Annotated in this window: 25 protein-coding genes; 11 read left to right on the top strand and 14 right to left on the bottom strand. The window is 73.1% G+C overall.

Annotated elements, in window-relative coordinates; genetic code table 11:
• Positions 1-5: 5 nt before the first annotated feature.
• Positions 6-1,163: an MFS transporter gene (locus ACFEMC_RS05295; protein ID WP_380174283.1), complete on the top strand. Its 1,158-nt coding sequence runs from the start codon at positions 6-8 to the stop codon at positions 1,161-1,163.
• 18 nt (positions 1,164-1,181) lie between these two features.
• On the opposite strand, the gene ACFEMC_RS05300 is transcribed toward ACFEMC_RS05295, so the two are convergent.
• Positions 1,182-2,393: a pyridoxal phosphate-dependent aminotransferase gene (locus ACFEMC_RS05300; RefSeq protein WP_380174285.1), complete on the bottom strand. Its 1,212-nt coding sequence runs from the start codon at positions 2,391-2,393 to the stop codon at positions 1,182-1,184.
• A 162-nt stretch (positions 2,394-2,555) separates the two neighbouring features.
• On the opposite strand from ACFEMC_RS05300, the gene ACFEMC_RS05305 reads away from it, so the two are divergent.
• Genes ACFEMC_RS05305 through ACFEMC_RS05330 form a run of 6 tightly spaced genes read left to right on the top strand, consistent with a single transcriptional unit; the run spans position 2,556 to position 8,018 of the window.
• Positions 2,556-3,239, top strand: coding sequence for an ElyC/SanA/YdcF family protein (locus ACFEMC_RS05305; RefSeq protein ID WP_380174287.1), 684 nt, complete (start codon positions 2,556-2,558; stop codon positions 3,237-3,239).
• Between the two features lie 55 nt (positions 3,240-3,294).
• On the top strand, positions 3,295-4,137 hold the full coding sequence (locus ACFEMC_RS05310) for a fumarylacetoacetate hydrolase family protein (protein WP_380174289.1): 843 nt from the start codon (positions 3,295-3,297) through the stop codon (positions 4,135-4,137).
• Positions 4,137-5,483: an L-fuconate dehydratase gene (locus ACFEMC_RS05315; RefSeq protein WP_380174290.1), complete on the top strand. Its 1,347-nt coding sequence runs from the start codon at positions 4,137-4,139 to the stop codon at positions 5,481-5,483. Before ACFEMC_RS05310 ends, ACFEMC_RS05315 begins: the two co-directional genes overlap by 1 nt.
• On the top strand, positions 5,480-6,259 hold the full coding sequence (locus tag ACFEMC_RS05320; RefSeq protein ID WP_380174291.1) for an SDR family NAD(P)-dependent oxidoreductase: 780 nt from the start codon (positions 5,480-5,482) through the stop codon (positions 6,257-6,259). The genes ACFEMC_RS05315 and ACFEMC_RS05320 overlap by 4 nt, the downstream gene beginning before the upstream one ends.
• A complete protein-coding gene (locus ACFEMC_RS05325; RefSeq protein ID WP_380174292.1) occupies positions 6,256-7,224 on the top strand; it encodes an aldo/keto reductase in 969 nt (322 codons plus the stop codon). Before ACFEMC_RS05320 ends, ACFEMC_RS05325 begins: the two co-directional genes overlap by 4 nt.
• The gene (locus tag ACFEMC_RS05330) at positions 7,221-8,018 is read left to right on the top strand and encodes an amidohydrolase family protein (protein WP_380174293.1); all 798 of its coding nucleotides are present in this window, start codon (positions 7,221-7,223) and stop codon (positions 8,016-8,018) included. The genes ACFEMC_RS05325 and ACFEMC_RS05330 overlap by 4 nt, the downstream gene beginning before the upstream one ends.
• Positions 8,019-8,054: 36 nt before the next feature.
• On the opposite strand, the gene ACFEMC_RS05335 is transcribed toward ACFEMC_RS05330, so the two are convergent.
• The 3 genes from ACFEMC_RS05335 to pdxH are packed head-to-tail and all read right to left on the bottom strand — an operon-like array spanning position 8,055 to position 9,837.
• Complete coding sequence (locus ACFEMC_RS05335) at positions 8,055-8,768, bottom strand: FadR/GntR family transcriptional regulator (protein WP_380174294.1); 714 nt, start codon at positions 8,766-8,768, stop codon at positions 8,055-8,057.
• A 5-nt stretch (positions 8,769-8,773) separates the two neighbouring features.
• Positions 8,774-9,109, bottom strand: a complete 336-nt coding sequence (locus ACFEMC_RS05340) for an L-rhamnose mutarotase (RefSeq protein WP_380174295.1) — start codon at positions 9,107-9,109, stop codon at positions 8,774-8,776.
• A 47-nt stretch (positions 9,110-9,156) separates the two neighbouring features.
• The gene (gene pdxH, locus ACFEMC_RS05345; protein ID WP_380174296.1) at positions 9,157-9,837 is read right to left on the bottom strand and encodes a pyridoxamine 5'-phosphate oxidase; all 681 of its coding nucleotides are present in this window, start codon (positions 9,835-9,837) and stop codon (positions 9,157-9,159) included.
• A 57-nt stretch (positions 9,838-9,894) separates the two neighbouring features.
• Between pdxH and ACFEMC_RS05350 the strand changes: the two genes are divergently transcribed.
• Together ACFEMC_RS05350 and ACFEMC_RS05355 are read left to right on the top strand one after the other, a co-directional pair.
• On the top strand, positions 9,895-11,346 hold the full coding sequence (locus ACFEMC_RS05350; protein ID WP_380174297.1) for a hypothetical protein: 1,452 nt from the start codon (positions 9,895-9,897) through the stop codon (positions 11,344-11,346).
• 87 nt (positions 11,347-11,433) lie between these two features.
• Positions 11,434-12,444 (top strand): LacI family DNA-binding transcriptional regulator, encoded by a 1,011-nt coding sequence (locus tag ACFEMC_RS05355; RefSeq protein ID WP_380174298.1) that lies wholly within the window; start codon positions 11,434-11,436, stop codon positions 12,442-12,444.
• Positions 12,445-12,886: 442 nt separating this feature from the next.
• On the opposite strand, the gene ACFEMC_RS05360 is transcribed toward ACFEMC_RS05355, so the two are convergent.
• Complete coding sequence (locus ACFEMC_RS05360) at positions 12,887-13,900, bottom strand: YeiH family protein (protein WP_380174299.1); 1,014 nt, start codon at positions 13,898-13,900, stop codon at positions 12,887-12,889.
• A 161-nt stretch (positions 13,901-14,061) separates the two neighbouring features.
• Here ACFEMC_RS05360 and ACFEMC_RS05365 point away from each other — a divergent pair, with 161 nt between their 5' ends.
• The gene (locus ACFEMC_RS05365) at positions 14,062-14,877 is read left to right on the top strand and encodes a sugar phosphate isomerase/epimerase family protein (protein ID WP_380174300.1); all 816 of its coding nucleotides are present in this window, start codon (positions 14,062-14,064) and stop codon (positions 14,875-14,877) included.
• On the opposite strand, the gene ACFEMC_RS05370 is transcribed toward ACFEMC_RS05365, so the two are convergent.
• From ACFEMC_RS05370 to ACFEMC_RS05405, 8 genes are all read right to left on the bottom strand, one after another.
• Positions 14,874-16,448 (bottom strand): alpha-L-fucosidase, encoded by a 1,575-nt coding sequence (locus tag ACFEMC_RS05370; protein ID WP_380174301.1) that lies wholly within the window; start codon positions 16,446-16,448, stop codon positions 14,874-14,876. The two genes, ACFEMC_RS05365 and ACFEMC_RS05370, sit on opposite strands and share 4 nt — an antisense overlap.
• A gap of 175 nt (positions 16,449-16,623) precedes the next feature.
• Positions 16,624-17,754: a LacI family DNA-binding transcriptional regulator gene (locus ACFEMC_RS05375; protein ID WP_380174302.1), complete on the bottom strand. Its 1,131-nt coding sequence runs from the start codon at positions 17,752-17,754 to the stop codon at positions 16,624-16,626.
• 25 nt (positions 17,755-17,779) lie between these two features.
• Positions 17,780-19,177 (bottom strand): alpha-L-fucosidase, encoded by a 1,398-nt coding sequence (locus tag ACFEMC_RS05380; RefSeq protein ID WP_380174303.1) that lies wholly within the window; start codon positions 19,175-19,177, stop codon positions 17,780-17,782.
• 48 nt (positions 19,178-19,225) lie between these two features.
• On the bottom strand, positions 19,226-20,098 hold the full coding sequence (locus ACFEMC_RS05385) for a carbohydrate ABC transporter permease (protein WP_380174304.1): 873 nt from the start codon (positions 20,096-20,098) through the stop codon (positions 19,226-19,228).
• An 82-nt stretch (positions 20,099-20,180) separates the two neighbouring features.
• Positions 20,181-21,116 carry a carbohydrate ABC transporter permease gene (locus ACFEMC_RS05390; RefSeq protein ID WP_380174305.1) on the bottom strand — a complete coding sequence of 312 codons (936 nt, stop codon included), beginning with the start codon at positions 21,114-21,116 and terminating at the stop codon, positions 20,181-20,183.
• Positions 21,117-21,132: 16 nt separating this feature from the next.
• A complete protein-coding gene (locus tag ACFEMC_RS05395; RefSeq protein ID WP_380174306.1) occupies positions 21,133-22,395 on the bottom strand; it encodes an ABC transporter substrate-binding protein in 1,263 nt (420 codons plus the stop codon).
• Positions 22,396-22,890: 495 nt separating this feature from the next.
• Positions 22,891-23,304, bottom strand: coding sequence for an RbsD/FucU domain-containing protein (locus ACFEMC_RS05400; RefSeq protein ID WP_380174307.1), 414 nt, complete (start codon positions 23,302-23,304; stop codon positions 22,891-22,893).
• A gap of 57 nt (positions 23,305-23,361) precedes the next feature.
• Positions 23,362-24,390, bottom strand: coding sequence for a zinc-binding dehydrogenase (locus ACFEMC_RS05405; RefSeq protein WP_380174308.1), 1,029 nt, complete (start codon positions 24,388-24,390; stop codon positions 23,362-23,364).
• Between the two features lie 287 nt (positions 24,391-24,677).
• On the opposite strand from ACFEMC_RS05405, the gene ACFEMC_RS05410 reads away from it, so the two are divergent.
• Positions 24,678-25,736 carry an aldo/keto reductase gene (locus ACFEMC_RS05410; RefSeq protein ID WP_380176614.1) on the top strand — a complete coding sequence of 353 codons (1,059 nt, stop codon included), beginning with the start codon at positions 24,678-24,680 and terminating at the stop codon, positions 25,734-25,736.
• A 25-nt stretch (positions 25,737-25,761) separates the two neighbouring features.
• Here ACFEMC_RS05410 and ACFEMC_RS05415 read toward each other — a convergent pair whose 3' ends face one another.
• The gene (locus ACFEMC_RS05415; RefSeq protein WP_380174309.1) at positions 25,762-26,193 is read right to left on the bottom strand and encodes a DUF1810 domain-containing protein; all 432 of its coding nucleotides are present in this window, start codon (positions 26,191-26,193) and stop codon (positions 25,762-25,764) included.
• Positions 26,194-26,216 lie beyond the last annotated feature (23 nt).

The raw sequence follows: 26,216 nt of genomic DNA on the forward strand, positions 1-26,216 counted from the left end.
GGACCGTGCCCCGCTTCCCGCGCCGCCGGTTGCTCGTGCCCTCCGCCGCCCTGTGGTGGGGGCTGCAGCTGTCCTTCCTCAACCCCGCCCTGGCCTTCCTCCTGGTCGGACTGTTCGACGCCACCCCCACCGAGGTCGGCGTCGTCCTGGCCCTCTACAACGCCAGCGGGTTCGTCGCCTCCCTCGTGGTCCCCGTCTGGGCGGACCGGAGGGGGGAGTACGTCCTGCCCATGGTCGCCAGCGGGGTGCTGACCGCGGCGCTGGCGGTGGTCCTGGCGCTGGTGACCGCGCTGCCGCCAGCGGTGGTCGCGCTGGTCGTCCTCGGCGGTCCGGCGGGCGTGGGGTCCTCCCTCCTGTTCGCCCACCTCAGGCACGCGGGGGCCGGGGCCGAGCAGGTCGTGCGCACCCGGGCGGTGTTCTCGGCCGCCTGGATCGCCGGGCCGCCGTTGGCCACCGTCCTGCTCGGGCGCGGCGTCCACTGGTTGCTGGCCACCGTCGTCGTCATCGCCGCGCTCAACGTCCTCACGACGCTGCAGCTGCGTCGGGGCGTCGCCGCCGGCGCGCCGGAGGCCCCCGCCGGCCCCGGGGTCCCGTGGCGCGGGACCGCTCTCGTCGCGGTCGCGTTCGTCGCGGTGGCCGCGGCCAACAGCGCCGCCGTCTCCGTCATGAGCCTGTTCGTGACGCAGCGCCTGGGGCTCGACGTCGTGTGGGCCGGCATCGTCCTCGGGGTCTCGGCCGGCCTGGAGATCCCCGCGCTGCTGCTCCTGGGCCGGCTCACCGCACGCTTCGGGGACCTGCCGCTGGTGCTGTCGGGGTGCCTGGCCGGCACCGCCTACTACCTCGGGGTCGTGTTCGTCGCCGTCGGGCCGGTGTCGTTGCTGGCGCTGCAGGCCCTCAACGCCTGGTTCTTCGCGATCAGCGCCGGTGTGGGGTTGACGATGTTCCAGCGGATCATCCCGCGCCCCGGTCTGGCCGTCGGGGTGTTCGGGAACGTCCGCAAGGTCGGCCAGGTCATCGCCGGGCCGGTCATCGCCCTCGGCTCAGCCACCCACCTCGGCTACGGCGGCGTGTTCGCGGTGTGCGCGGGGCTGACGACCATCGCCCTGCTCGTCGTCCTCGTCTCACGACGGGCCGTGCCGGAACTGTCGGCACGGCCCGCGTGAGCCGGGGTCTGAGAACCCTCAGCCGCGGCGGGCGCCCAGGAACGTCCCGATGCGCCCGACGGCGTTCTCGAGGTCCTCGACGCGGGGGAGGGTCACGATCCGGAAGTGGTCCGGCCTCGGCCAGTTGAACCCCGTGCCCTGCACGACGAGGACGTGCTGGTCCTCCAGGAGGTCGACGATGAGCTGGTAGTCGTCCTGCACCGCGTGGACCTCGGGGTCCAGGCGCGGGAAGCAGTAGAGGGCGCCGCGGGGTTTCACGCAGCTGACGCCGGGGATGGCGTTGAGCAGTTCCCACGTGCGGTGCGACTGCTCGGCGAGCCGGCCCCCGGGCAGGACGAGGTCGTTGATGGACTGGTGCCCCGACAGAGCGGCCTGCACGACGTGCTGGGCCGGCACGTTGGCGCACAGGCGCATGTTGGCCAGCAGGTCCAGGCCCTCGACGAAACCCGCGGCGTGCGCCTTCGGGCCGGACAGGTACATCCACCCCGACCGGAAACCCGCCACGCGGTAGGCCTTGGACAACCCGTTGAAGGTGATGCACAGCAGGTCCGGTGCGAGGGAGGCCGTGGAGACGTGGACGGCGTCGTCGTAGAGGATCTTGTCGTAGATCTCGTCGGACAGGACGAGCAGGCCGTGCTCCCGGGCGACCTGCAGCATCCCCTCCAGGACGCGCGTGCCGTACACGGCGCCCGTGGGGTTGTTCGGGTTGATGACGACCATCGCCTTGGTGCGCGGGGAGACCTGGGCCCGCAGGTGCTCCAGGTCCGGTTCCCAGTCCTGCGACTCGTCGCAGAGGTAGTGCACCGCACGCCCCCCGGCCAGGCTCACGGCCGCCGTCCACAGCGGGTAGTCCGGCGCCGGGACGAGCACCTCGTCGCCGTCGTTGAGCAGGGCCTGCATCGCCATGACGATGAGTTCGCTGACGCCGTTGCCCATGTAGACGTCGCCGACGCCGACGTCGCGGACGCCCTTGAGCTGGCTGGACTGCACGACGGCCCGGCGCGCCGAGGGGATGCCCTTGCTGTCGCTGTACCCCTGCGCGACCGGCAGGTTCGCGACCATGTCCTGGAGCAGTTCGTCGGGGGCCTCGAAACCGAACGGGGCCGGGTTGCCGATGTTCAGCTTGAGGATGCGGTGACCGGCCTCCTCGAGCTGCTGCGCGCGTCGCAGGGCGGGGCCGCGGACGTCGTAGAGGACGTTCGCGAGTTTGTCCGACTGCTCGAGGTTCATGACCGGCCTTCTCGGGGTGTGCGGGGCCGGCCCAGCTTGGCACGCGGGCCCCGTCCGCCGAGGTCCAGGGGGACGCCGGTGGCGCTCCGGAGTGTCGCGCGGTAGCGCTACCCGGCGGCCGTCGCTCTTGCTGCGGGGTGGGCGGCGGGACAGGGTGGTGCGGTGCGGACGCCCCTGGACCCCCGAGCGGGCGCTGCCCTCCTCGCCGTGGCGTTCCTCGGGTGGGCGTCGGTCGAGGCCGTCCACGCCGTCGCCGCGCGCCGGGGGTTCCCCGGTGGCCGGCGGGCGGTCGCCCCCGACGTCGTCGTGGTCCTCGGCTGCCCGCCCCGGCCGGACGGCACGGTCAGCGGGATGCAGCGCTGGCGCACCGAGATCGCCGTCCGCACCCCGGGCGAGCCGGTCCTCGTGTTCTCCGGCTACGCGCGACCCGGCGCCCCCAGCGAGGCGGCCGTCATGGCGGCCCACGCCCGCGACGGCCTCGGCGTCGACCCCGCCCGGCTGCGGACGGAGGAGACGGCCACCACGACGTGGGAGAACGTCGTCCGCACGCTGGGGGACCTCGAGGGTGCCCGGCACGTGGCCCTGGCCTCCTCGCCGGTGCACGCCCTGCGCGCCCGCCGCTACCTCGCGCGCCTGCGCCCCGACCTCGCCGCCCGGCTCGTGCCGGCCACCGACTACCGCCCCGGGGAGCGCTGGGGGTGGAAGGCCGCGACCGCGGGGTACGACCTCGCGCGGTCGATCGGCCTCCGTACGCTCAAGACATCCGATGTCCGGGCGAGATCGAGCCCTGACGGGTGCGTCCACCCCGTCGGTGACGCGCGGCGTGGGCATGTGGACATCCGATGACTCAGGGCGTTGGATGGGGCCGACGACCAGCACGTGAACCGTGACAGGAGAGACCGTGAGACTGATGCGCATCGGCCAGCCCGGCGCCGAACGACCCGTGGCCCTGCGCGAGGACGGCACGCACGCCGACCTGTCCGGCGTCCTCGACCCGGCGACGGCCTGGAGCTTCGAGGACCTCGAGCGCGCCCGGGCGGCCCTGGCCGACGCCCCGACGGTGGACGTGGAGGGCGAGCGCGTGGGCAGCCCGCTGCCCCGTCCCGGCATCGTGGTGTGCATCGGGCTGAACTACCGCGACCACGCCGCCGAGACCGGGGCCCAGGTGCCGAGCGAGCCGGTGCTGTTCCTCAAGATGCCCTCCACCGTCGTCGGCCCCTTCGACGACGTCCTCGTCCCGCGCGGGTCGGAGAAGACCGACTACGAGGTCGAGCTGGGCGTCGTCCTGGGGCGGCGGGCGCGGTACCTGGAGACCGCCGAGGAGGGGCTGGCCGCCGTGGCCGGCTACGTCGTCTCCCACGACGTCTCCGAGCGCGAGTTCCAGATCGAGCGGGGCGGCACCTGGGACAAGGGCAAGAACTGCGAGACCTTCAACCCCCTTGGCCCGTGGTTCGTCACGGCCGACGAGGTCCCCGACCCGACGTCGCTGGCGCTGCGCTGCTGGGTCGACGGGGAGCTGCGCCAGGACGGGACGACCGCCGACATGGTGTTCGGCGTCGGCGAGCTGGTGCACTACCTCAGCAGGTTCATGGTCCTGGAGCCCGGCGACGTCATCAACACCGGGACCCCGGCCGGCGTCGCCCTGGGGCAGCCGGACCCCAAGCCCTACCTGCGGGCCGGGCAGGTCGTCGAGTGCGAGATCGAGGGGCTGGGACGGATGCGCCAGCGGATGGGTGCGGCGTGATGAGCAGGTTCACCGGGTTCACCACCCACGACGTGCGGTTCCCGACGTCGCGCGACCTCGACGGGTCCGACGCCATGAACCCCGACCCCGACTACTCCGCGGCCTACCTGGTCGTCGGCACCGACGACCCCGACGGGCTCGAGGGTCACGGGTTCGCGTTCACCATCGGCCGCGGCAACGACGTCCAGGTGGCCGCGATCGACGCCCTCGCCGGGCACCTCCTCGGCCGCGACGTCGAGGCCGTCCTCGCGGACATGGGCGCGACGTCGAAGTCCTTCGTCGACGACTCGCAGCTGCGCTGGCTGGGACCGGAGAAGGGCGTCATGCACATGGCGATCTCCGCCGTCGTCAACGCGCTGTGGGACCTCAAGGCCAAGCGTGCCGGGCTGCCGCTGTGGGACCTGCTGTCCCGCATGACTCCCGAGGAGCTCGTCGACCTCGTCGACTTCCGCTACCTCACCGACGCCCTGACCCGCGAGGAGGCGCTGGACATCCTGCGCCGCGCCGAACCGGGCCGGGCCGCCCGCCGCGAGGAACTGCTGGAGCGCGGTTTCCCCGCCTACACGACGACTCCCGGCTGGCTGGGGTACTCCGACGAGAAGCTCGTGCGGCTGGCCCACGAAGCGGTCGCGGAGGGGTTCTCCCAGATCAAGCTCAAGGTCGGGGCGGACGTCGAGGACGACGTGCGCCGTCTCCGGCTCGCCCGCGAGGCCGTCGGGCCGGACGTCCGCATCGCGGTCGACGCCAACCAGCGCTGGGACGTCGGCGTGGCGATCGACTGGGTCAACCGGCTCGCGCCGTACGACCCCTGGTGGATCGAGGAACCCACGAGTCCCGACGACGTCCTGGGGCACGCGGCGATCCGGCGCGGGGTGAGCCCGGTCAAGGTCGCGACGGGGGAGCACGTCCAGAACCGCATCGTCTTCAAGCAGCTGCTGCAGGCGGGGTCGCTCGACGTCCTCCAGATCGACGCCGCCCGCGTCGGCGGCGTCAACGAGAACGTCGCGATCCTGCTGCTGGCCGCCAAGTTCGGCGTCCCCGTCTGCCCGCACGCGGGCGGTGTCGGCCTGTGCGAACTGGTGCAGCACCTGTCGATGTTCGACCTCGTCGCCGTCGCCGGCACGACGCAGGACCGGGTCATCGAGTTCGTCGACCACCTGCACGAGCACTTCACCGACCCCGTCGTCGTCACGCAGGGCGCCTACCGCGCCCCGACGACCCCCGGGTTCAGCGCGCAGGTGCGAGCGGAGACGCTGGCGCAGTTCGCCTTCCCGGACGGGGCCGAGTGGCGGCCCGTGCCCACGGAGGACCCCGTCCACCTGCACACGCGGGAGGTCTCCGCGTGACGTCGGGACCCTTCGACGGGCTGGCGGTCCTCGTCACCGGCGGCGCCTCGGGCATCGGTGCGGCCACGGCGGCCCGGTTCACGGCCGAGGGCGCGCGCGTCGTCGTCCTGGACCGGGACGACTCCGCCGAGCACCGCACCGTCCGGGCCGACCTGTCCGACGACGTCTCCGTCCGGGCGGCCGTCACGTCCGCGGTCGACCACCTCGGCGCGCTCGACGTCCTCGTGAACAACGCGGGCGTGGGAGCCGTCGGGGACGTCACCGCCAACGACGACGACACCTGGCACCGCGTCTACGACGTGAACGTCGTCGGGCTCGTCCGCACGACGCGGGCGGCCCTGCCGCACCTGCGCCGTGCGGCCGCCGAGCGGGGGACCGCGGCCGTCGTCAACACGTGCTCGATCGCCGCGTGGACGGGTCTGCCGCAACGGGCGCTCTACTCGGCGACCAAGGGTGCCGTGCAGGCCCTCACGCTGGCCATGGCCGCCGACCACCTCGCCGACGGCATCCGCGTCAACTGCGTGAACCCGGGCACGGCCGACACCCCGTGGGTGCAGCGCCTGCTCGACGCCAGCGCCGATCCCGCCGCCGAACGCGCTGCGCTGCAGGCCCGTCAGCCCACCGGACGCCTCGTGACGCCCGAGGAGGTCGCGCACGCGATCGTCCACCTGGCCGACCCGCGGTCCGGGGCCACCACCGGCACCGTCCTGGCCGTCGACGGCGGCATGCACGCGCTCCGGGTCCCGGCCCGGCCGCAGCCGGGGGGAACCTCGTGATCGACCTCCCGCGGTGGGGCCTGGGCGCCGCGACCCTCGGGAACCTGTTCACCGCCGTCTCCGACGCGACGGCGCGAGCGACCGTCGACGCCTGCTGGGACGCGGGGGTCCGCTACGTCGACACGGCCCCGCACTACGGCGCGGGTCTCAGCGAGGAACGGGTCGGGGCCGCCCTGCGGGACCGGCCGCGCGGGGAGTTCGTCCTGCAGACCAAGGTCGGGCGCCTCCTCGTCCCCGGGCCGGGCACGGGCCGCGACACCGAGGGCTTCGACGTCCCGGACAGCCGCGTGCGGGTGTGGGACTTCTCCGCCGCCGGGGTGCGCCGTTCGGTCGAGGAGAGCCTGGAACGGCTGGGGCTGGACCGCATCGACGTCGCCCTCGTGCACGACCCCGACGACCACCTCGACGACGCGCGGGCCGGAGCGTTCCCCGAGCTGTTGCGGATGCGCGAGGAGGGGCTCGTGCAGGCCGTCGGGGCCGGGATGAACGAGACCGCCCCGCTGACGGCGTTCGTCGAGGAGTTCGACCTCGACGTCGTCCTCGTCGCCGGCCGGTACCACCTGCTCGACGCCTCGGCCGCCGACGGGCTGTTCCCGGCGGCGCAGCGCGCGGGCACGGCCGTCGTCCTCGGGGGAGTCTTCGCCTCGGGTCTGCTGGCCCGTGCCGAACCCCCGCAGGACGCGACGTACCGGTACGAGCAGGCGCCACCGGCACTGCTGGACCGCGCCCGTCGCATCGCGGCGGTCGCCCGGGAGCACGGCACCACGCTGCCCGCCCTGGCCGTCCAGGCCGCCGGAGCGCACCCGGCCGTCGCCTCGGTCGTGCTGGGCATGCGGTCCCCGGAGGAGGTGCGGCGCAACGCAGCCCTTGTCGCCGAGGAGGTCCCGCCGCAGGTGTGGGAGGCGTTGCGGCGCGAGGACCTCCTGCCCGCCGGGCTCGTCGCGCCGGGGGAGGGGGCGGCGTGATCGTCGACGCGCACCACCACCTCTGGGACCCGTCGCGACGGGAGTACCCGTGGATGCCGCCCGCCCTCGCAGCGCCCTTCACGACCGACGACCTGCGGCAGGAGACGGCCCTCGCCGGCGTGGACCGCACGGTCCTGGTCCAGACCGTGTCCTCGGCCGCCGAGACCGCGGAGTTCTGCGCCACCGCGGCCGCCTCGGAGGGGTTGATCGCCGGCGTGGTCGGGTGGGTCGACCACACGCGCGACGTCCCCACCCAGCTCGTAGGGCTCGCGCACGCGGAGTTCCTGCGGGGGGTCCGGCACCAGGTCGAGGACGAACCCGACCCCGACTGGTTGCGCCGGCCCGACGTGGTCGCCGCGGTCCGGTCCGCGCGCGGTCTCGTCGTGGACCTGCTCGTGCGGTTCGACCAGCTGCCGGCCGCGGTGGCCCTCCTCGACGCCGTTCCGGACGGCGAGTTCGTGCTCGACCACGGCGCGAAACCCCCGGTGGGCACGGACGGGTTCGAGCCGTGGCGCGCCGGCACCGCCGAGCTGGCGCGACGGGAGAACGTCGTCTGCAAGCTGTCGGGGTTGTTCACCCTCGACCACCAGGAACTGCTGGGACCCGCCGTGGACCACCTGTTCACGGTCTTCGGACCGGACCGCCTGGTCTTCGGGACGGACTGGCCCGTCAGCACGCTCGCGCTCGACTACCCGGCCGTCGTGGCCCGCACGCGCGCCCTGCTCGACGCGTTCTCCGACGACGAACGGTCCGCCGTCCTGGCCGGGAACGCCGTGCGCACCTACCGCCTCTGACCCCGAACGCCCCCCGGGCCGGGGCCACCGTGCGGATCACCCTGCCGAGGCGTCCGGAGCCGCCGCGGCACGACGGGTGGCACTGACCGACCGCAGCCACTGCTCCACGCCCGCGACGTGGACCTGCGCCCAGGCGCGGGCCACGTCGTGCTGGCGGGCGGCCATGGCCTGCTGGATGGCGCGGTGCTCGTCCAGCGTCCGCGTCGTCGCGGCCTCCTGGGTCAGCCCTCGCCACACGCGCGCCCGGTGCAACGGACCGGACAGGGTCTCGATGAGCGAGGCGAGGACGGAGTTCCCCGCTCCGAGGGCGATCCGTCGGTGGAACTCCTGGTCGTTGGCGACGAGGTCCTCGACGCTGGGGTCGGGGCCCAGTTCGTCGAGCAGGTCGGACAGGCCCGCGATCTCGTCGTCGCTCATGCGCAGCGTCGCCATCGACGTCGCGGGAGGTTCCAGCAACCGGCGGACCTCGGTGAACTCCAAGAGCGAGTCGTCGTGCTGGACGTCGACGACGAACGTCATGGCGTCGAGCATGACCCCCGGTTCCAGGCTGGAGACGTAGGTTCCGTCGCCCTGACGCACGTCGAGGACGTTGATGAGCGCCAGCGCGCGCACGGCCTCGCGCAGGGAGTTGCGCGACAACCCCAGCGCCGCGGACAGTTCGGCCTCCCGCGGCAGGCGGTCACCGGGGCGCAGTTCGCCGCCCAGGATCATCCCCTTGATGCGCTCGATCGCGTCGTCGGTGACCGCCACGGTGCTCAGTCCTGCTGCGCCGCAGCGCGTTGCTCGCGGAAGCTCCAGACGAACGGCAGCCCCTCGTCGTCCCCGGAGTAGTCGTCCGGCGTCGACTGCAGGGGCGACACACGGGCCTGCCAGGCGATGTTCGCGGGGTGGTCGCTCAGGTGGGCGCGCATCGCCTGGTAGTCCTCGACGTCGAGCCAGTGGAACACGTCCCGGCCGTCGCGCCAGATGCGCCAGTCCCGAACGCCCGCGTCGGCGAGGGCCTGGAGCAGGTCGGCGGGGACCTCGGCGTGCAGGGTGTCGTAGGCCTCGAGGGCGTCGGCGTGCAGACGCGTGTGCAGGGTCCTCTCCATCCCACGACGATACTCGCCGGCACCCCTGCCGGTCCGGGGTCGCCGGTTCAGGGTTGACGGCGTCCGACCGACCAGTTCCCCGCGACGTCGAGGGCGGTCCCCGTGCCGGTGGCGGAGAACACGAGGCGGTCGTGCAACCGCGAGGTCCGTCCCTGCCAGAACTCCACCTCGTGGGCGCGGACGAGGAAACCTCCCCAGTGCTGCGGGGTCGGCACGTCCGCGGCGGACCCGGTGTCGGGCCAGCGTTCCCGCAACTGCGCGGCGCGCTCGTCGAGCGTGGCCGCGGCGTCGACGGGGGCGGACTGCTCGCTCGCCCAGGCACCGATGCGGGAACCGTAGGGGCGCGAGGGGAAGTACGCCTCCGTCTCCTCGCGCGGCACCTCCTCGGCGCGACCGCGCACGCACACCTGGCGCTGCACGCCGAACCACCCGAAGACGAGGGAGACCCGTGGGTCGTGGGCGATCCCACGGGCCTTGCGCGAGCGCAGGTTCGTGTAGAGGACGAAACCCCGCGCGTCGACCCCCTTGAGGAGCACCGTCCGCGCCGAGACGCCGTCCTCGTCGACCGTGGACAGCGTCATCGCGTTGGGTTCGGGCACCGCCGCCGACCCCGCGTCCACGACCTGCTGGTACCACCGCTCGAACTGCTCGAGCGGCGTCGCCGCGAGGTCGGACTCCGCGAGGTGCCGCTGCCCGTAGTCCACCCGTCGTCCTGCCGGATCCTCCACGGGGCCGAGCGTAGGCCCGGTCCTCGCCCGTGACCCGCGGGAGGGCACACTGCGCGCGTGCCGACCGCCGCGTCCGACCTCGGGCTGACCCTCACGACGGCCGTCCGGCCCCCGGTCGAGGACCCGACGCTCGGCGTGGACGTGCCTCCACGACCCCCGCGACCGCGCACGCACCGCTTCGCCGCGGTGGGCGACTCCCTCACGCAGGGCTTCAAGCACTACGCCGTGCACGACCACGCCCTGTCCTGGCCGGCGCTCCTCGCCGACCTCCTCGGCGTGCCGTTCGCGCGCCCGCAGGACGGCGGCCCGGGCGGGTACCCGCTGAACCTGGAGTTCCTGGCCCGCCGCGCGCTCGCTCGCCCGCTGGTGCCCGCGGTCGTCGGCGGGCTGGCGTACGCGCTGGAGGTGCAGCGCGCCTACGAGCGGCCTCCGGGCCCGCGGGGCGGCCCCCGGTACGAGGACCTCGCGGTCTGGGGCTGGGACCTGCGCGACCACCTCGCGCGCACGGCGGACACCGAGCGCGCCCGGCTGCGGTCCGGGTGGCTGACGCGGTGGAACCCCCTGGTCCAGGCCCCCAAGGCCCGTGCCGCCGTCGAGGTGCTCGACGGCTCCCGGACGGCGACGGGGGAGGCCCTGACGTCGCTGCGGGCGCTGCGCGACCTCGACGGCGGCGTCGAGACCCTCTGCGTCTGGCTCGGCTCGAACAACGCCCTGCCCAGCGTCGTGCAGCTGCGGGTCGTCGCGAGCGGACCAGGCTTCCGCGAGCTGCACGCCAAGGACGCGTACACGGTGTGGACGGTCCCCGACTTCACCGCCGAGCTGGCCGAGGTGGCGCGGGCCGTGGCCGCCGTCGACACCGACCGCGTCCTGTGGGGGACCGTCCCGCACGTGACCATCCCGCCGATCGTCCACGGCCTCGGCGGACCGCTGCCCGAGTGCGGGCGGTACTTCCGCTGGTACGGCCGCCCGTGGGTGAGGGAGGAGACCTTCGACCCCGACCGCGACCGGCACCTCACCGGGTTCGACGCCTGGGCCGTGGACCAGGCCATCGACGGCTACAACGGGGCCCTGCTCGACGTCGTGAGCGCCGCCCGGGAGCAGGGGCGGGACTGGCGCGTCGTGGACGTGGGCGCGATGCTCGACCGGCTCGCCGTGCGCCGCAACGACGAACTGGGTGCGCGCCCGCCGGAGTTCGCGCCCTACCCGCTGCCGGACGCCCTGCGCGGGCTGGACACCCGGTTCCCCGCCACCGACGACGCGGGCCGGCTGCTGGCCGGCGGTCTCATCGGCCTCGACGGCCTCCACCCCACGACGTGCGGGTACGGGCTCGTCGCGCAGGAGTTCGCGGCGGTGCTCGCCGGCGCGGGGGTGGAGTTCGCGCGGGGCGACCGGATCGACTTCGAGGAGCTGCGGCGGCGCGACACGTTCGTGTCCGACCCGCCGGCCGGGGTGGCGGGTGCCCTGCGGACGATCGACCGCCTCGACCGGTGGACCCGCGTCCTGCGGTGAGGGGCCGGGAGGAGTCGTGACGCCGCCCCCGCGGTCGTCTACTGTGCCCTGACAACGTTCACAGGAACGCGCGACGAGGAGGTCGACGTGGCACAGGGCCGGCCCCCCACGATGCGGGACGTCGCCGAGCACGCCGGGGTGAGCATCTCCACGGTGTCGCGGGTCGTCAACGCGGAGAAGTACGTCGACCCCGTCACGCGGGCCACCGTCGAGGCCTCCGTCGCCGCCCTCGGGTTCCTGCGCAACGAGAGCGCCCGCACGCTGCGCCCGGGCCAGCGGACAGCGACGATCGCGCTGGTCGTCGAGGACCTCACCAACCCGTTCTCCGCCGAGCTCGCCCACGGCGTCGAGATCGTCGCCGCCGCCTCCGGGTACGTCGTCCTGCTGCTCTCGACCGGTCGTGACGCCGTCGGCGACCGCGACCAGGTGCGGGAGGAGGAGATCGTCGGCGAGCTGCTGCGGCGCCGGGTGGACGGCGTCCTCATGGTGCCCGGCGACGACGACGCCGACGGCCGGTACGCGGCGTTGGCCGAGCGCGCCCCGATCGTCTTCGTCGACCGCCTGCCCAAGGGCGTGCGCGGCGACGTCGTGCTCCTCGACAACGCCGGGGGCAGCCGCCGGCTGACGCAGCTCCTCCTGGACCGCGGGCACCGGCGCATCGCCTACGTCGGCGGCGACCGCGGGTCCGGGACCGGTGCCAAGCGGTACTCCGGCTTCCGCGCCGCCCTGCGCGCCGCCGGGGTGCGCGAGGAGCGGGAACTGCTGCGGTTCAACCAGCACAGCAGCGACGAGGCCCGGACCGCCACCCAGGACCTGCTGGCCCTGCCCGAGCCGCCGACCGCGGTCTTCTGCGACAACAACCGGATGACGGTCGGCGCGCTCCTGGCCGTCCACCGCGCCCACGCTGACGTCGTCATCGGCGGGTTCGACGCCGTGGAGCTCGCGGAGGTCCTCGTCGACCGCGTCGCCCTCGCCACCTACGACCCCGTCGACGTCGGCCGGCAGGCCGCGCGGCTGCTCGTCGAGCGGATGGACGGGTCGCAGGCCCCGGCGCGGCGGACGACGGTGCCGGTGGTGCTGGCGGAGTTCGGCGACTGAGGGCCCGCTCGTCCTGGAGCACCCACGGGAACACCCATCGGGGACACCCACGGGGACACCCATCGGTGCACCGACGTGGAGTGAGCCGTGGGTGTCCGGAGGTGGTCGCCCTGGCGACCTGGTGGGGACACCCACGGGTGTTCCCACGCCCGGTCCCACGCCCGGTCCCGCGCCCGGTACTACGTGGGTGCAGGTGCGGGACCGGCGCGCCAGTCGTGGGGACGACACCCCTGCCGGTCCCACGCCCGGTCCGACGCCTGCGAGGCACCCACGGGACACCCATCGGTGCACCGACGTGGAGTGAGCCGTGGGTGTCCCGAGGCGGTCGTCCTGACGACGTCGTGGGGACACCCACGGGTGTTCCCACGCCCGGCCCACGCCCGGCCCACGCCCGGCCCACGCGTCCGGTGAGACGTGGGTGCAGGTGGGGGGCCGGCCGCGGTCATCCGCCGACGTGCAGCAGGTGCACCCCGGCGAGCGAGACCCCGGCCACGAGCACCCACGAGCTGAGCCCCAGCACGAGCGACCGCCCGCCCGTGCGCAGCAGGTGCGGGACGTCGATCCCCGTCCCGAGCGCGAACAGCGCGGCGACGAGCAGGACGGACTGCACGTGCTGCACGGCGTCGAGGGCGACGGTGGGCACGAGGCCGGTGGCGCGCACGAGGACGGCGACGACGAAGGCGGCGACGAAGAACGGCAGGACCGGGGGACGGGCGGCGGAGCTCGTGGCGGGCACCGTCCGACGGCGGTGCAGCACGACGAGCGCGACGAGCGGCGCCAGGAGGAGGACGCGCGAGAGCTTGACGACCACGGCGGTCTCCAGCGCCCCGGGCACCCGGTCGCCGGTGGCGACGACCTGCCCGACGTCGTGGACGCTCGCCCCGACCCACACGCCGAAGGCGTGGACGTCGAGGCCGAAGGGGCTGCGCAGCAACGGCAGCAGCAGGATGGCCAGCGATCCGCAGAGGGTCACGAGCGCGATGGAGGTCGCGACGTCCTCCTCGTCCGCGTCCGTCGCGGGTCGCACCGCGGCGATGGCCGACGCCCCGCAGATCGAGAAGCCCGTCGCGACGAGCAGCGAGCGGTCCCGCCCCAACCCCAGCGCGCGGCCCAGCAGCTGGGTGCCGGTGAACGTCACGACGACGACCCCGACGACGAGCAGGACCCCGCCCCAGCCGAGGTGGCGCACCTGCGACAGCGGCAGCTGCAGCCCGAGGAGGACGACGGCGATCCGCAGCAGCCGCTTGGACGCGAACCCCGTCGCCGGCTTCCAGGACGGCCGGAACGCCCCGGTCGAGCGGACGAGCGCCCCCAGCGCCACCGCGACCGTCGAGGCCGTCAGGACGTGAGTCAGCCGCTCGAGCCCGAGGGCGAGGACGGTGGCGAGGGCCACGACGAGCAGTCCGGGGACGAGCGCGGCGAGCGGGGAGGTGGGGCGGGGCAGGACGCGGAGCACGCCCTCAGCCTGCGCCTCGGACCGGCGACGCGGAACAGGGGGCGGGCCGTGGGGTCACAAGCTCAGCCTGTGACCACGTCCCGCAGTGCGGCGTTGACCGGATGAGCGGCCTGTGCCATGGTACGGGAAAGCGCATTCCAGCGACGACGACGGAGTGGACCATGGACGCCGCGCGGCTGAGCCTGAACCAGATCACCCTCAACTCCCTCGACCTGCCCGCGGCCGTTGCGGCCTGCGAGCGGCACGAGATCGGGGCGATCGCCCTGTGGCGCGACAAGATCGCCGCGGTCGGTCTCGACCGCGCCGTCCAGCTCGTGCGGTCGGCCGGGCTGCACGTCAGTTCCGTCTGCCGCGGCGGCATGTTCACCGACCCCGCCGCCGACCCCGCCGCGGTGCTCGAGGACAACCGCCGCGCCGTCGACGAAGCAGCTGCGCTCCAGGCCGACGCGCTCGTCCTCGTCTGCGGACCGTTGCTGGACCGCGACCTCGCCGCGGCCCGGGCCCGGGTGCGCGACGGCATCGCCGAGCTGCTCCCGCACGCGCGCGCCGCCGGGGTCCGGCTGGCGATCGAACCGTTGCACCCCATGATGATCGGCGTCCGGTCGGTCGTCAGCACGCTGCGTCAGGCCCTCGACCTGTCCGACGAGCTCGGTGGGGACCCCGGCGACGAGGTGGGTGTGGTCGTCGACGCGTACCACGTCTGGTGGGACCCCGAGCTGGAGGGGCAGATCGCCCGCGCCGGAACGCGGATCGCCGGGTACCACGTCTCGGACTGGCTGCCGGAGACGTCCGACCTGCTGCTGGACCGCGGGATGATGGGCGACGGCCTCATCGACCTCCCGCACCTGTCCGGGCTCGTCGCCGACGCGGGGTTCACCGGTCCCGTCGAGGTCGAGATCCTCTCCCGGCGCTGGTGGGCAGAGGATCCCGACGACGTGACCCGCCTGCTGCGCAAGCGGTTCGAGGAGTTCGTCTAGCCGCCGCCCTCACCTTCGGGCAGCAGGAGCGCGCGCGGCGCCGGCGCCGCCGGGTCGGGCAGGACCATCCTCAGCGCGAACCCGGGCACGGCGTCCACGGCCGCCGGCAGCGGCGAGGGCAGCACCACCTCGAGGGCGTCGTCGGTGCGGCGCACCTCCAGCGGGGCCGGGTGCCCCAGCAGCGTCACGGCACCGAGGTCGCGCGCGGCCAGCGACGACGCGCCCCCGAGCGCGCGGATGCGCACCACACCGTCCTCCGGCTTGACCATGCCCATCGCGTACAGCGATGTCTGACCCACCTCGGCGCGCTGCGTGAAGCGCAGGTCGGCCGAGGTGAAGGGCAGCGACGCGGAGTCCGTGAAGGACCCCTCCGGCACCGCCGTCGGACCCTCGCCCGGGACGCGCCACGGGCGGGTGCCGTACACGGCTTCCCCGTTCACCGTCAGCCACGCCCCGAGGCCCTCCAGCAGTGCCGCCTCCTCCGGCGGGATCGTCCCGTCCGGTTTGGGCCCGATGTTCAGCAGCAGGCACCCGTTCTTGGCGACGACGTCCACGAGCTCCCCGACGAGGTCCACCGGGTTCTTCCACTCGTGGCCCTCGACCCAGCCCCACGAGGTGCGGGAGACCGAGGTGTCGTTCTGCCAGGGGCGCTCCTGCACGTCGGCCATGCCGCCGCGCTCGACGTCCAGCACAGCGGTGCCGGGCCGGAAGGCCTCCCACTTGTACTGGATGACCACGCCGCGGCCCCACTGGGCGGCGCGGTTGTAGTAGTAGGCCGCGAGCATCCGGCGGTAGGGCTCGAAGGCGGGGTGCTCGATCCACCAGTCGAACCACAGCACCTGCGGGCGGTAGTGGTCGATGATCCGGACCGTGCGCAGCAACCAGTCCTCGAGGTAGGCCTCGGACGGCCCGGTGGCCTGCGGCATCGCCGGGCCGTACAGGTCGGCGAACTCCGGGTCGTCGCGCACGTCGGAGGGGAAGGCCCGGCCGGGGTGGAAGAAGAACCAGTGCTCGGCGCGGTGGCTGGAGGCCCCGCGCACGATCCACTGCTCCTCGCACGCCTCCAGCACGTCCCCCAGCACGTCGCGCTTCGGCCCGACCTTCGTGACGTTCCACCGGGTGCGCGGCTCGTCGTACATGGCGACGCCGTCGTGGTGCTCGGCGACCGGGACCACGAACTGCGCGCCGGCCCGGCGGAACAGCTGGGCCGTGCCCGCCGGGTCGAAGCGCTCCATGGTGAAGCGGGGCAGGAAGTCCTTGTACCCGACCTCGGCGTGGTCGCCGTGGACGTCGCGGTGGTGGGCGTGCTCCGGCGTGCCCTGCTGGTACATCCGCCGCGGGTACCACTCGTTGCCGAACGCGGGCACGGAGTAGGCGCCCCAGTGCATGAAGATCCCGAACTTGGCGTCGCGGAACCAGTCCGGCACCTCGTAGGCGGCGAGGGAGTCCCAGGTGTCGGTGAAGGGGCCGGCGTCGATGACCTCGCGCACCGCGGCCAGCGCGGCCGCGGTGTCGGGTGGATCGATCGGGGCGGGCACCCAGCTGCGGTCGCCGGACGCGGTGGTCGTCACAGGAGGTTTCCTCTCGACAGTGAGCGAATCCTTTCGCGGCCAAGTTACGGCGGGGCCGGCGACCGGGTCAAGCGCACCCGCTGATGCGTTGGCCCCTGGGTCGACGTCCTAGGCAGAACGTTTCGCTCGCAAGCGCGGCAACGGGGTCCGGGAGGGGCTCACCGGCGGAACGGGGTCAGCTGGAGATGCGCTGGACCGAGCCGCCGGGGGAGAGGCGGGGGCTGAGCAGCTCGGTGCTCAGGGGCACCACGGGTGCGTTCGCCCCGTCCACCGAACCGTCGAACGTCTCGTCCGCCGTTTCGTCGGCGCTCCCCGAGCCGGCGTGACTGGCCTTCAGGCGCAGGCGGATGATCTCGGCGGCCCGCTGGGCGATGGTGCGCACCGGCTGCTCCACGACGCTGAGCCGCGGCACGGTGGCGCGCCAGGCGTCCGCGGCGTCGAACCCCAGCACCGACATGTCCTGGCCCAGGCGCAGCCCGGCGTCGTTGAGGGCGATGACGGCACCCAGCGAGAGCTCGTAGTTCAGCGCGCACAGCGCGGTGGGGCGGTGCTCGGCCTGCAGCGCCGCGGTGGCGCCGCGGTAGCCCTGCTCCACCGTCAGCGGTCCCTGGCTGACCAGGCCCGGGTCGAGGGTCAGGCCACGTTGCGCGAGCCCTGCCCCGAAGCCCTCGGCGCGCTCGACCAGGCTGCTGACCGAAGCCTCGCCGCCCACCAGGGCGATGTGCCGGTGCCCGTGGTCCATGAGGTGGCGCGCCGCCAGCAGGCCGGCACGGCGGTTGTCGAGGAAGACCCGGTCCGCCGTGATCCCCTCGGCGTCCCGGTCGACCAGGACCACCGGGACCCGGCGCGAGGCGGTGCGCAGCGCCTCGACGTCGTGGGCGGAGGGGATCGCGACGATGCCGTCCACCATGCGGACCATGAGGGCGTCGACGGCGCGCTCGACCGGGGTGGGGCTGGACGAGACGATCACCGTGATGCCGTCGTCCCGCAGCACCTCCTCGACCGCGGCGATCACCGCCTGGTGGAAGGCGTTGTCGAGCACCGGGAGGAGCACGCCGACCGTCCGGGTGCGCTTGAGCCGCAGGCCGCGCGCCACCTCGTTGGGGCGGAAGTCGAGCGCGACCACGGCCCGCTCGATCGCCTCCCGGTTCTCGGGCAGGACGTTGCCGCCGTTGTGGAACTTCGAGATGGTCGCCAGCGACAGCCCGGTCATCCGCTGGATGTCCTTGTAGCTGGACGCCCGCCCACCGCGCCGCACCGCTCCCGCCTCCCCGAGCCCGGGCAGGACCGCCGCGACCTGCTCCACCGGTGATCCTTGCACGGCCGATGGGTCAGCCGCGGAGCGGGAGGGAGACCACCGCCGGGCCGTGCTGCGACGCGGAGGCGGGGACCTCGAACCGGACCCCGCCGTCGACCGCGGTCGCCGGGACGGGGGTGCCGTCGAGCAGTTCCGCCCCGAGCAGGTCGACCGCCCCGGCGCGCAGCGCCACCGTCGTCGTCCCGACCGGCGCGGTGCCGCGCATGCCGGTGGCGCCGTCCAGCACGGCGAAGAGGGTGCTGCCGTCGCCCGACCGCGTCCAGCGCACCCAGGTCCCCTCGGCGCCCGACCCGTCCTGGGCGTGCCCGCTGGGGGAGGCGACCTCGGCGTCCACCACGCGGGTGCCGTGCACCGCGGCGCCGTTGACGGCCATCCAGTCGCCCAGCTGCTCCAGGCAGGCGCGCTGGAGGTCGGGGATGCGCCCGGAGGACGCGGGGCCGACGTCGAGCAGCAGGTTCCCGCCGCGCGAGACGACGTCCAGCAGGTGGCGCACGGCGCCGGGACCGTCGAGGTGGTGCTCGACGCCCTCCACCTGGTTGTAGCCGAAGGAGTACCCGACGCCGCGGCAGTTCTCCCAGGCGCCGGCCTCGAGGTCCCGGCCCTGCTGGTACTCGCTGGTGCGGAAGTCCCAGTGGGTGGCGCCGAACCTGTCGTTCACCACGCCGTCGGGTGCGGCGGCGTAGAACGCGTCCAGCACCTGGGCGAAGCACTCCGGCCCCTCGGGCTTGCCGGCGTCCGGCCACTCGATGTCGCCCCACAGCACGTCGGGGGAGTACCTCTCGACGAGGTCGAGCACGTGGGCGTTCGCGTACCGGGCGTACCCGGCGTCGAGCGGGCGCTGGTCGTCGTGGATGTGCTCGAGGATCGGCCCGAAGTCCGCGACGTCCCAGTCGAGACCGCCGGAGTAGTAGGTGCCGAACCTCAGGCCCGCGCGCCGGGACGCCGCGGCGATCTCGCCCACGAGGTCGCGCCGCGGTCCGCGAGCCACGGTGTTGCGGGGGGTGCCGGGGGCGTCCCACAGGCAGATGCCGTCGTGGTGCTTGGTGGTGGGGACGACGTACCGCGCGCCGGCGCGGGCGAAGAGCGCGGCCCAGTCGTCGGCGTCGAACTCCTCCGCGCGCCAGGCGTCGAGGAAGTCGTCGTACGGGGCGCCGCCGAACACCTCGCGGTGGTGCTGCTGCGCGGGGGAGCCGTCGATGCGGATGGTGTTGAAGTACCACTCCGCGTAGGGGTTGTGCGTGAACCAGTGGTCCGGCTCGAACGTCCCGAGCTCCCCGATGGGCTCGGCCCAGGCCGGTACGGAGTAGGCCCCCCAGTGGATGAAGACGCCGAGCTTGGCGTCGGCGTACCAGGAGGGCAGCGGACGCTCGAAGCGCGCGTAGACCTCCGGCCGGGTGTCGTCCGAGAACACGGTGGACCTCCGAGGTGGTGTCGCGGTGGGGGAGGGGCTGGCAGCCGCTCAGCGGCCACCCAGCCCCGACAGGGCGATGCCGGCGACCAGGTAGCGCTGCAGCACGAGGACGAGCAGGGCGGTCGGGGCCATCGAGACCGTGGCCGCAGCCATGAGCAGGCCCCACTCCTGGCCGTTCTGACCGAGGAAGAGGTTCAGACCGAGCGAGACGGTGGTGGTGGACGTGTCGTTGGTGATGATCAGCGGCCACAGGAAGCTGTTCCAGTAGGAGATGAAGGTGAAGACGGCCAGCACGGCGAACGCCGGCGCGGCGATCGGCGCGATGATCCGGGTCAGGATGCGCCAGTGCCCGGCTCCGTCGATCCGCGCCGACTCCTCGAGCTCGTTCGGGACGGTGAGGAAGAACTGGCGGAGCAGGAAGGTGCCGAAGGCCGTGAAGGCCCACGGCAGGATCAGTGCCTGGAAGCTGTTGACCCAGCCGAAGTAGCGCATCAGCAGGAACATGGGGATGACGACGACCTCCTGCGGCACCATCAGCGTGCCCAGGTAGACCAGGAAGATCTGCTCGCGGCCGCGGAACTTCAGGCGGGCGAAGGCGTAGGCGGACATCCCCGAGGTGACCAGCACGATGAGCGTGCCGGCCAGCGAGACGAAGAGCGTGTTGAGCAGGAACCGGACGAACGGCAGGTAGTTCAGCGCGTCCGGGTAGTTGCGCCACTCCAGGGAGCTGCCGAACAGCTTGGGGGGCGTCTGGAAGATCTCGCCGCTGCTCTTGAGGCTGGACAGCACCATCCAGATCAGCGGCGCGAGGAACAGCAGCGTCACCACCGTCAGCAGGAGCTGCGAGACGACGGGTCGGCGCTTCTTCCTCCCGGCGCCGGTCGCGATCACCGGGGCCGAGCGGTGTGCGTCCAGGGCCACGGTGCTGCCGGTCCTCGCAGCGGCCTCGGAGCCGCCGATCGGCAGGGGGACGCCGGCTGCACCCCTGGGAGTTTCGCCCTGGTCAGTCATAGTGCACCCACTTCTTCTGGCCCAGGAACTGCACACCGGTGATCACCATGATGATGATGAACAGCACCCAGGCGATGGCCGCCGCGAAACCGAGGCGGAAGAACTGGAACCCGCTCTGGTAGAGGTACATCACCAGCGTGGTGGTGGCGTTGCCCGGGCCGCCGCCGGTGAGGATGTAGGGCTGGACGAACACCTGGAAGGAGCTGATGAGGGTCAGGACCGTGGCGAAGAAGAGCGACGGGCTGAGGAGGGGCAGCACCACCGAGAAGAACTGCCGCGCAGGTCCTGCGCCGTCGATGGCCGCAGCCTCGGTGAGGGAGGGCGGCACGGCGTCGAGCGCCGCCGAGAAGACCAGCAGGTTGTAGCCGAAACCCTGCCACACGCTCATCAGCACGACCGCCGGCAGCGCCCACGAGTCCGAGCCCAGGAAGTTGGGGGCGTGCACCCCGAAGAGCGAGACGAAGGTGCTGTCGATCAGGCCGTTCGGGGTGTAGAGGAGCGCGAAGACGACGGCGTTGCCCACCATCGGCGTCACGGCCGGGATGAAGAACAGCACGCGGTAGTAGCGCCGCCCGACGATGCGAGGGGAGATCCACACCGCCAGCGACATCGACAGCACGAGGTTGATCGGCACGTACAGCACCACGAACACGGTGGTGTTGAGCAGAGCGCTCTTGAACACCGGATCGGTGGTGAACAGTTCGACGAAGTTCTGCAGGCCGATGAACTTCGGCGAGCCCAGCACCGGCCAGTCGAAGAAGCTCATGACGAGCGAGGCGGCGATCGGGAAGGCCGTGAAGACCACGAAGCCGATCGCACCGGGCAGGAGGAAGGCCGTCGCGGCGCGGCCGTCGCCCCGCCGGGTCCCCGTCGGTGCGGACGAGGACCCGGCGGTGACGGAACCGCCGACGGAACCGGTCAGTGCCATGGGTGGTGCTCCTGACTCAGCTGCTCGCCTTGGACTGGGCCGTGGTCTGGGTGACCAGGTCGTCGATGGAACCGCTGCCGTTGAAGGCCGGGACGGCGTACTTGCTGAAGGTGTTGTTGACCTGGGTCCAGCTCGCGGTGGTCCGGTAGGACTCCGAGTTCTGGATGGAGTAGTCCATGACGGTCTTGGCGTCGCTCAGGCCGTTGTTGCTGTACCAGGAGTCCTGCTGGGCGGTGCGTGCCGGGAAGGCACGGCCCTGCTGGCCCAGGTAGGCCTCGTTGTCGGGGTTCACCAGGGCGGCGACGGCCTTGGCCGCCAGCTCCTGGTTCTCCACCGACTTCGCGACGCCGAAGCCGGAACCCGCGGTGACCGTCTTGGACCCGCTGCCGCCGACCGGCACCGGAGCGATGCCGACCTCGAACTTCGCCGTCGCCTTCGCGTTGATGAGGCTCCACGGGCCGTCGATGTACATGGCCGCGTTGCCGGCCAGGAACTGGTTGGTGTTCGACGCGGTGGAGTTGGCGGCGGGCAGTTGCTGGGCGACCTTCTGCTCGGTGATGAGCTTCTGGTACCAGGACAGCGTGTCGGCCCACTGGGAGCTGTCGAGGATGAGCTTGCCGCTGGAGTCGACGGCCTGGACGCCGTGCTGGCTCTCCGCCCACGGGATGACCGAGTCGATCACGGCCTGGGCGTAGAACCCGTAGGTGTTGCCGTCGGTGAGCTTCTTGGCCGCGTCGAGGAACTGGTCCTGCGTCCACCCCACCGTCGGCAGCGTGATGCCCGCCTTCTGGAAGGCCGTCTTGTTGTAGAAGACGACCAGTGGACCGAAGTCGTACGGCAGCGCGAGCAGCTTGCCGTCGATCTTCAGCGAGTTGAGCATGTTCGTGTCGAAGTCGGACTCGGTGACCCCCATCGCCGACAGCTTCGGGGACAGGTCCACGAACAGGTCCTTGAACTGCGGGGCGCGCTGGGCCTGCAGCGCGAGGAGGTCGGCGGTCGAACCGCTCGCCGCCTGCGACGTCAGCTTGGTCCAGTAGTCGTTGAACGCGGCCGTCTGGAAGCTGATGGTGGTGCCGGTGGCCTTCCCGGCGGTCTGGGCGACGTGCTTCCACGCGTCGACCTCGGAGTTCGAGCCGGACCACATGAACCAGCTGAAGCTCTTCGAGTCAGCGCCCCCGCCACCACTGGAGCCGGAGTTCCCGCAGGCGGAGAGGGCCAGTGCGGCAGCGGCGCCGCCGCCCAGGCCGAGGAGCTGGCGGCGGGACAAGTGAGGTGCCATCGAAGCCTCCGTGACGACGTCATCGTGTCTGAGTCGGGCGATGTGGACCCGTCGGCGAGGCTGATCAGGCTCCTGCGCCTGCACCGTGTCCGACGGGAGAAGAGTCCTCGCGAAACGATACGCCTGTCAAGAGTTGGAACCGCCCGACATCCGGACGTGATCCTCTGCGTCACGGGAGTGTCCGCGTGGTTCCGGTGTCAAGAATCGTTTCTCAGCGTCGTCAATGCGGTCCCACGGGACGCGGCTCGTCCCGGGGCGTTGGGGGCGACGTCGCGGAGTCGGCGGGAACGCAGTCCAGCGCGAGCCCGCCTCCCGACGCGAGGCCCGGTGCACGCCGTGGGAGACGGCTCAGCCGTGGCGGCGGTGCGGTCGGTCGGCAGCGCCACCCTGTCCGCACGGAGGCGCTGGGTCGGCCGGTGCCCCGGGACGGGACGACGGCCCGACCGGAGCGGTCGGGTAGCCGCCCGGTCGTGCGTTCGTGCGTCCGGGAAGGACTCAGCGCATCCCGATGGTGACCAGGAGGTTCGAGCACGGTCGTTCGTCGCCGGTGGCGATGACCAGGCCGACGTCGGCGCTGCGGATGGCGTCGTAGAAGGGGAACCGTTCCAGCAGCGAGAACGGCACGTGCGGACCGAGTTGGGCGCGGTGGGCGTCGTGGGCGGCCACCGGGCTGCCGTCGGGGGAGGCCATCGACGCCGCCTCCTCGACGTTCACCGCGGTGAGGACCAGTGGCAGCAGGTCGGAGATCGTCGGCAGTCCGGGTGCGATGTTCAGCCAGACGAGGTCGCTGCCCGGGGGACGCACCGTGGCGAAGGGGAAGTTGCCGTCGGCGATGAGCACCTTGGAGCCGTGGCCGGTGGCGGCCAGGGCGGCGACCAGCGGCGGGTGGGTGAGGGCGTGCTTGAGCACGGGCAGGTCCTCTCGGGTCGGGAGCGCGGCGGGGTCGTGTGCGGGGTCGGCCCGCGGTCAGGCGGGCCAGACGATGCCGACCTTGCCGCCCTGGGCGGCATCGGCGGTCTGGTAGGCCTCCGCGGCCTGCGAGAGCGGGAAGGTGTCGGTGACGAGACGCTCGGGGTGCAGGTCCCAGCGGTCGAGGTTGGTCAGCAGCTCCGCCATCCGCACGGTCGAGGTGACCCAGGAGCCGTGGACCGTCAGCTGACGGTGGATGAGCACCTCCGACACGTCCACGCTGAGCCGGCCGCCCTCGCCCACCAGTGCGGCCCGGCCCCAGCGCCGGGTGTGGCGCAGCGCGGTCAGCTGGCCCCGGCCGTTGCCGGAGCAGTCGACGGCGACCTCGGCGCCGTCGCCGAGCAGGGCGTCCAGCTCCTCGTCGGTGCCGGCGACCGCGTGGTCGACGGCACCGAGCTGCAGCGCCAGCTCCCGGCGGGCGGGGGAGGGGTCGGTGCCGACGACGAGTGGTGCGCCCATCTCCTTGGCCAGGAGCCCGACGGCAGAGCCGACGGGGCCCAGGCCGGTGACGAGCACTCGGTCGCGTCCGGACACCCCCACCCGGCACAGCGCCTCGTAGGCGGTGCCGAAGCCGCACGCGACGACGGCGCCGTCCAGGTAGGTCAGGGACTCCGGCAGCACCAGGAGGTCGCGCTCCTCGGTGAGCAGCAGGTCGGCGTGGCCGCCGTCCCGCTGCCAGCCGTAGGCGGCCCGTGCGGTTGCGGTGCAGCTGATCTGGTACCCGCGGCGGCACTCGTCGCACTGGCCGCAGCCGGAGATGTGGTAGACGACCACGCGGTCTCCCACCCGGATGCGCCCGACCCCGTCGCCGACCGCCACCACCTGACCAGCGGGTTCGTGGCCCCCGACCACGCCCTGGTAGGCCTCGGGGCCCTCGCCCAGGTGCTCGCGGTAGATCGCCCTCAGGTCCGAGCCGCAGATGGTGGACGCCTTGGTGGCCAGCAGCACCTGACCCGGGCCGGGAGTCGGGTCGGGCACCTCCTCCAGGTCGACCTTGCTGCCACCGGGCAGGAACGCAGCCAGCACGAAGGACCTCCACGACGTCGTGAGCCGGTCAGCCCCGGACCGAGCGGGGCGAAACGATTAGGTAGCCGGGACCCTAGAGTGTGCCGAGCTGCCGGTCAAGGACGGTGCGACCTGCCCGCGACGAGCGTGTTGACGTTGCTGGCCGGTGCGTTCTACCGTCTCAGCAAAACGATACGCGCCCTGTGCGGGTGCGCGTCGTCGTCACGACTGACCACGCCGACACCGCCGTCGTCGTCGGCTCCCCAGGAGGCCACGTGAGCACCGGAACCGCCCCCCGCCCCACCACCGTGACCGTCGACGGCGTCGAGGTCGAGCCCGTGGACCCGGCCTCGGTGCCGCAGCGCGTCCTGCGCGACGGCTCCACCGTCCCCGGCATCGGCATCGGCACGTTCGGGTCCGACCGCTACGGTCCGGCGGAGATCGCCGCCGCCGTCCGCGGCGCGCTGCAGGTGGGCTACCGGCTCGTCGACTGCGCCGCCGTCTACGGCAACGAGAGCGCCATCGGCGAGGCCCTCGAAGCCTCGGTCGGACCGGGGACGGGCCTGCGCCGCGACGAGGTCTTCGTCATGAGCAAGGTCTGGAACGACTCCCACGCGCCGGAGGCCGCGGTCGCGTCGGTGGAGAGGTCCCTGCGGGACCTCCGGCTGGACCACCTCGACGCCGTCTTCGTCCACTGGCCCTTCCCCAACCACCACGCTCCGCACGCCGACGTGGCCGATCGCGACCCCCACGCGCGTCCCTACGACCACGACGCCTACCTGGCGCTGTGGCGGGCGCTCGAGGGTCTCGTCGACCGCGGCCTCGTGCGCCACCTGGGCACCTCCAACTCGACCGTCCCCAAGCTCGACCTGCTGCTGCGCGACGCGCGCGTCCTGCCCAGCCTCAACGAGATGGAACTGCACCCCACCCTGCAGCAGGGGCGGCTCGTGCAGTACTGCCTCGACCAGGCGATCCAGCCGGTCGGGTACTCCCCGCTGGGGTCTCCGTCGCGCCCCGAGCGCGACCGGACCGCCGACGACCTGGTCGACGCCGAGTCCCCCGTGGTCAGGGCCATCGCGGAGGCGCACGGCGTGCACCCGGCGCTGGTGTGCCTGAAGTGGGCCGTCGCCAACGGGCAGGTGCCGATCCCGTTCTCGGTGAAGCCGTCGCAGTACGCCGCCAACCTGCGGGCGGTCGCCTCCGACCCCCTGACGCCGTCGGAGGTCGAGGCGATGCGCTCCGTCGAGCGCAACAACCGGCTCATCAAGGGCCAGGTGTTCCTCTGGCCCGGCGCCGGGTCGTGGCTGGACCTGTGGGACGTCGACGGGACCGTTCCCGGAGAGGCCGGCTACGCCGCTCGGCGGTGACCGCGGGCTCGGGACCTGCCCCGGGCTAGCCCGCCGTCCCGTCCAGCAGGTCCGTCGTCGCGCGGTCGGGGCGGCCGTCGAAGAACTCCCGCAGGACCTGCTGGGCGAGCCCGTCGCCCGCGGCCGCGAACAGCGTCGCCGAGCTGCGCAGCTTGGCCGCGTCGATCCCGCCGAACACCGCCTGCGCGTCGCGGGACGGCTGGTCGAGCAGGGCCTCGCAGTTCTCCCGCCAGTGCCGGGCCAGGACGGGGTGGGCCAGGTACGCGCGCGCCTCGGCCAGGCCGTGCACCGCGTAGGCGACCGAGGTGGGGGAACTGCCGAGCAGCAGCTGCGGGAACTCCCACCACATCCAGTGCGACGTCTTGCGGCCCGTGCGCAGCTCGGCGAGAGCCTGGTCGTGGGTGTCGGCGGAGGCGGTCACGAAGCGCTCGAGGTCGGCAGCGTCATCGGTGGTCACGGACCCATCATGGGTGCGGTGGG

Source organism: Kineococcus sp. DHX-1, assembly GCF_042473625.1.
GTDB lineage: Bacteria > Actinomycetota > Actinomycetes > Actinomycetales > Kineococcaceae > Kineococcus.

Bases quoted from the DNA above. Each gene is read 5' to 3' on its own strand.
- ACFEMC_RS05390 (WP_380174305.1), bottom strand. From the start codon at position 21,116: ATGGCACTGACCGGTTCCGTCGGCGGTTCCGTCACCGCCGGGTCCTCG.
- ACFEMC_RS05300 (WP_380174285.1), bottom strand. From the start codon at position 2,393: ATGAACCTCGAGCAGTCGGACAAACTCGCGAACGTCCTCTACGACGTC.
- ACFEMC_RS05365 (WP_380174300.1), top strand. From the start codon at position 14,062: ATGGACGCCGCGCGGCTGAGCCTGAACCAGATCACCCTCAACTCCCTC.
- ACFEMC_RS05315 (WP_380174290.1), top strand. From the start codon at position 4,137: ATGAGCAGGTTCACCGGGTTCACCACCCACGACGTGCGGTTCCCGACG.
- ACFEMC_RS05340 (WP_380174295.1), bottom strand. From the start codon at position 9,109: ATGGAGAGGACCCTGCACACGCGTCTGCACGCCGACGCCCTCGAGGCC.
- ACFEMC_RS05395 (WP_380174306.1), bottom strand. From the start codon at position 22,395: ATGGCACCTCACTTGTCCCGCCGCCAGCTCCTCGGCCTGGGCGGCGGC.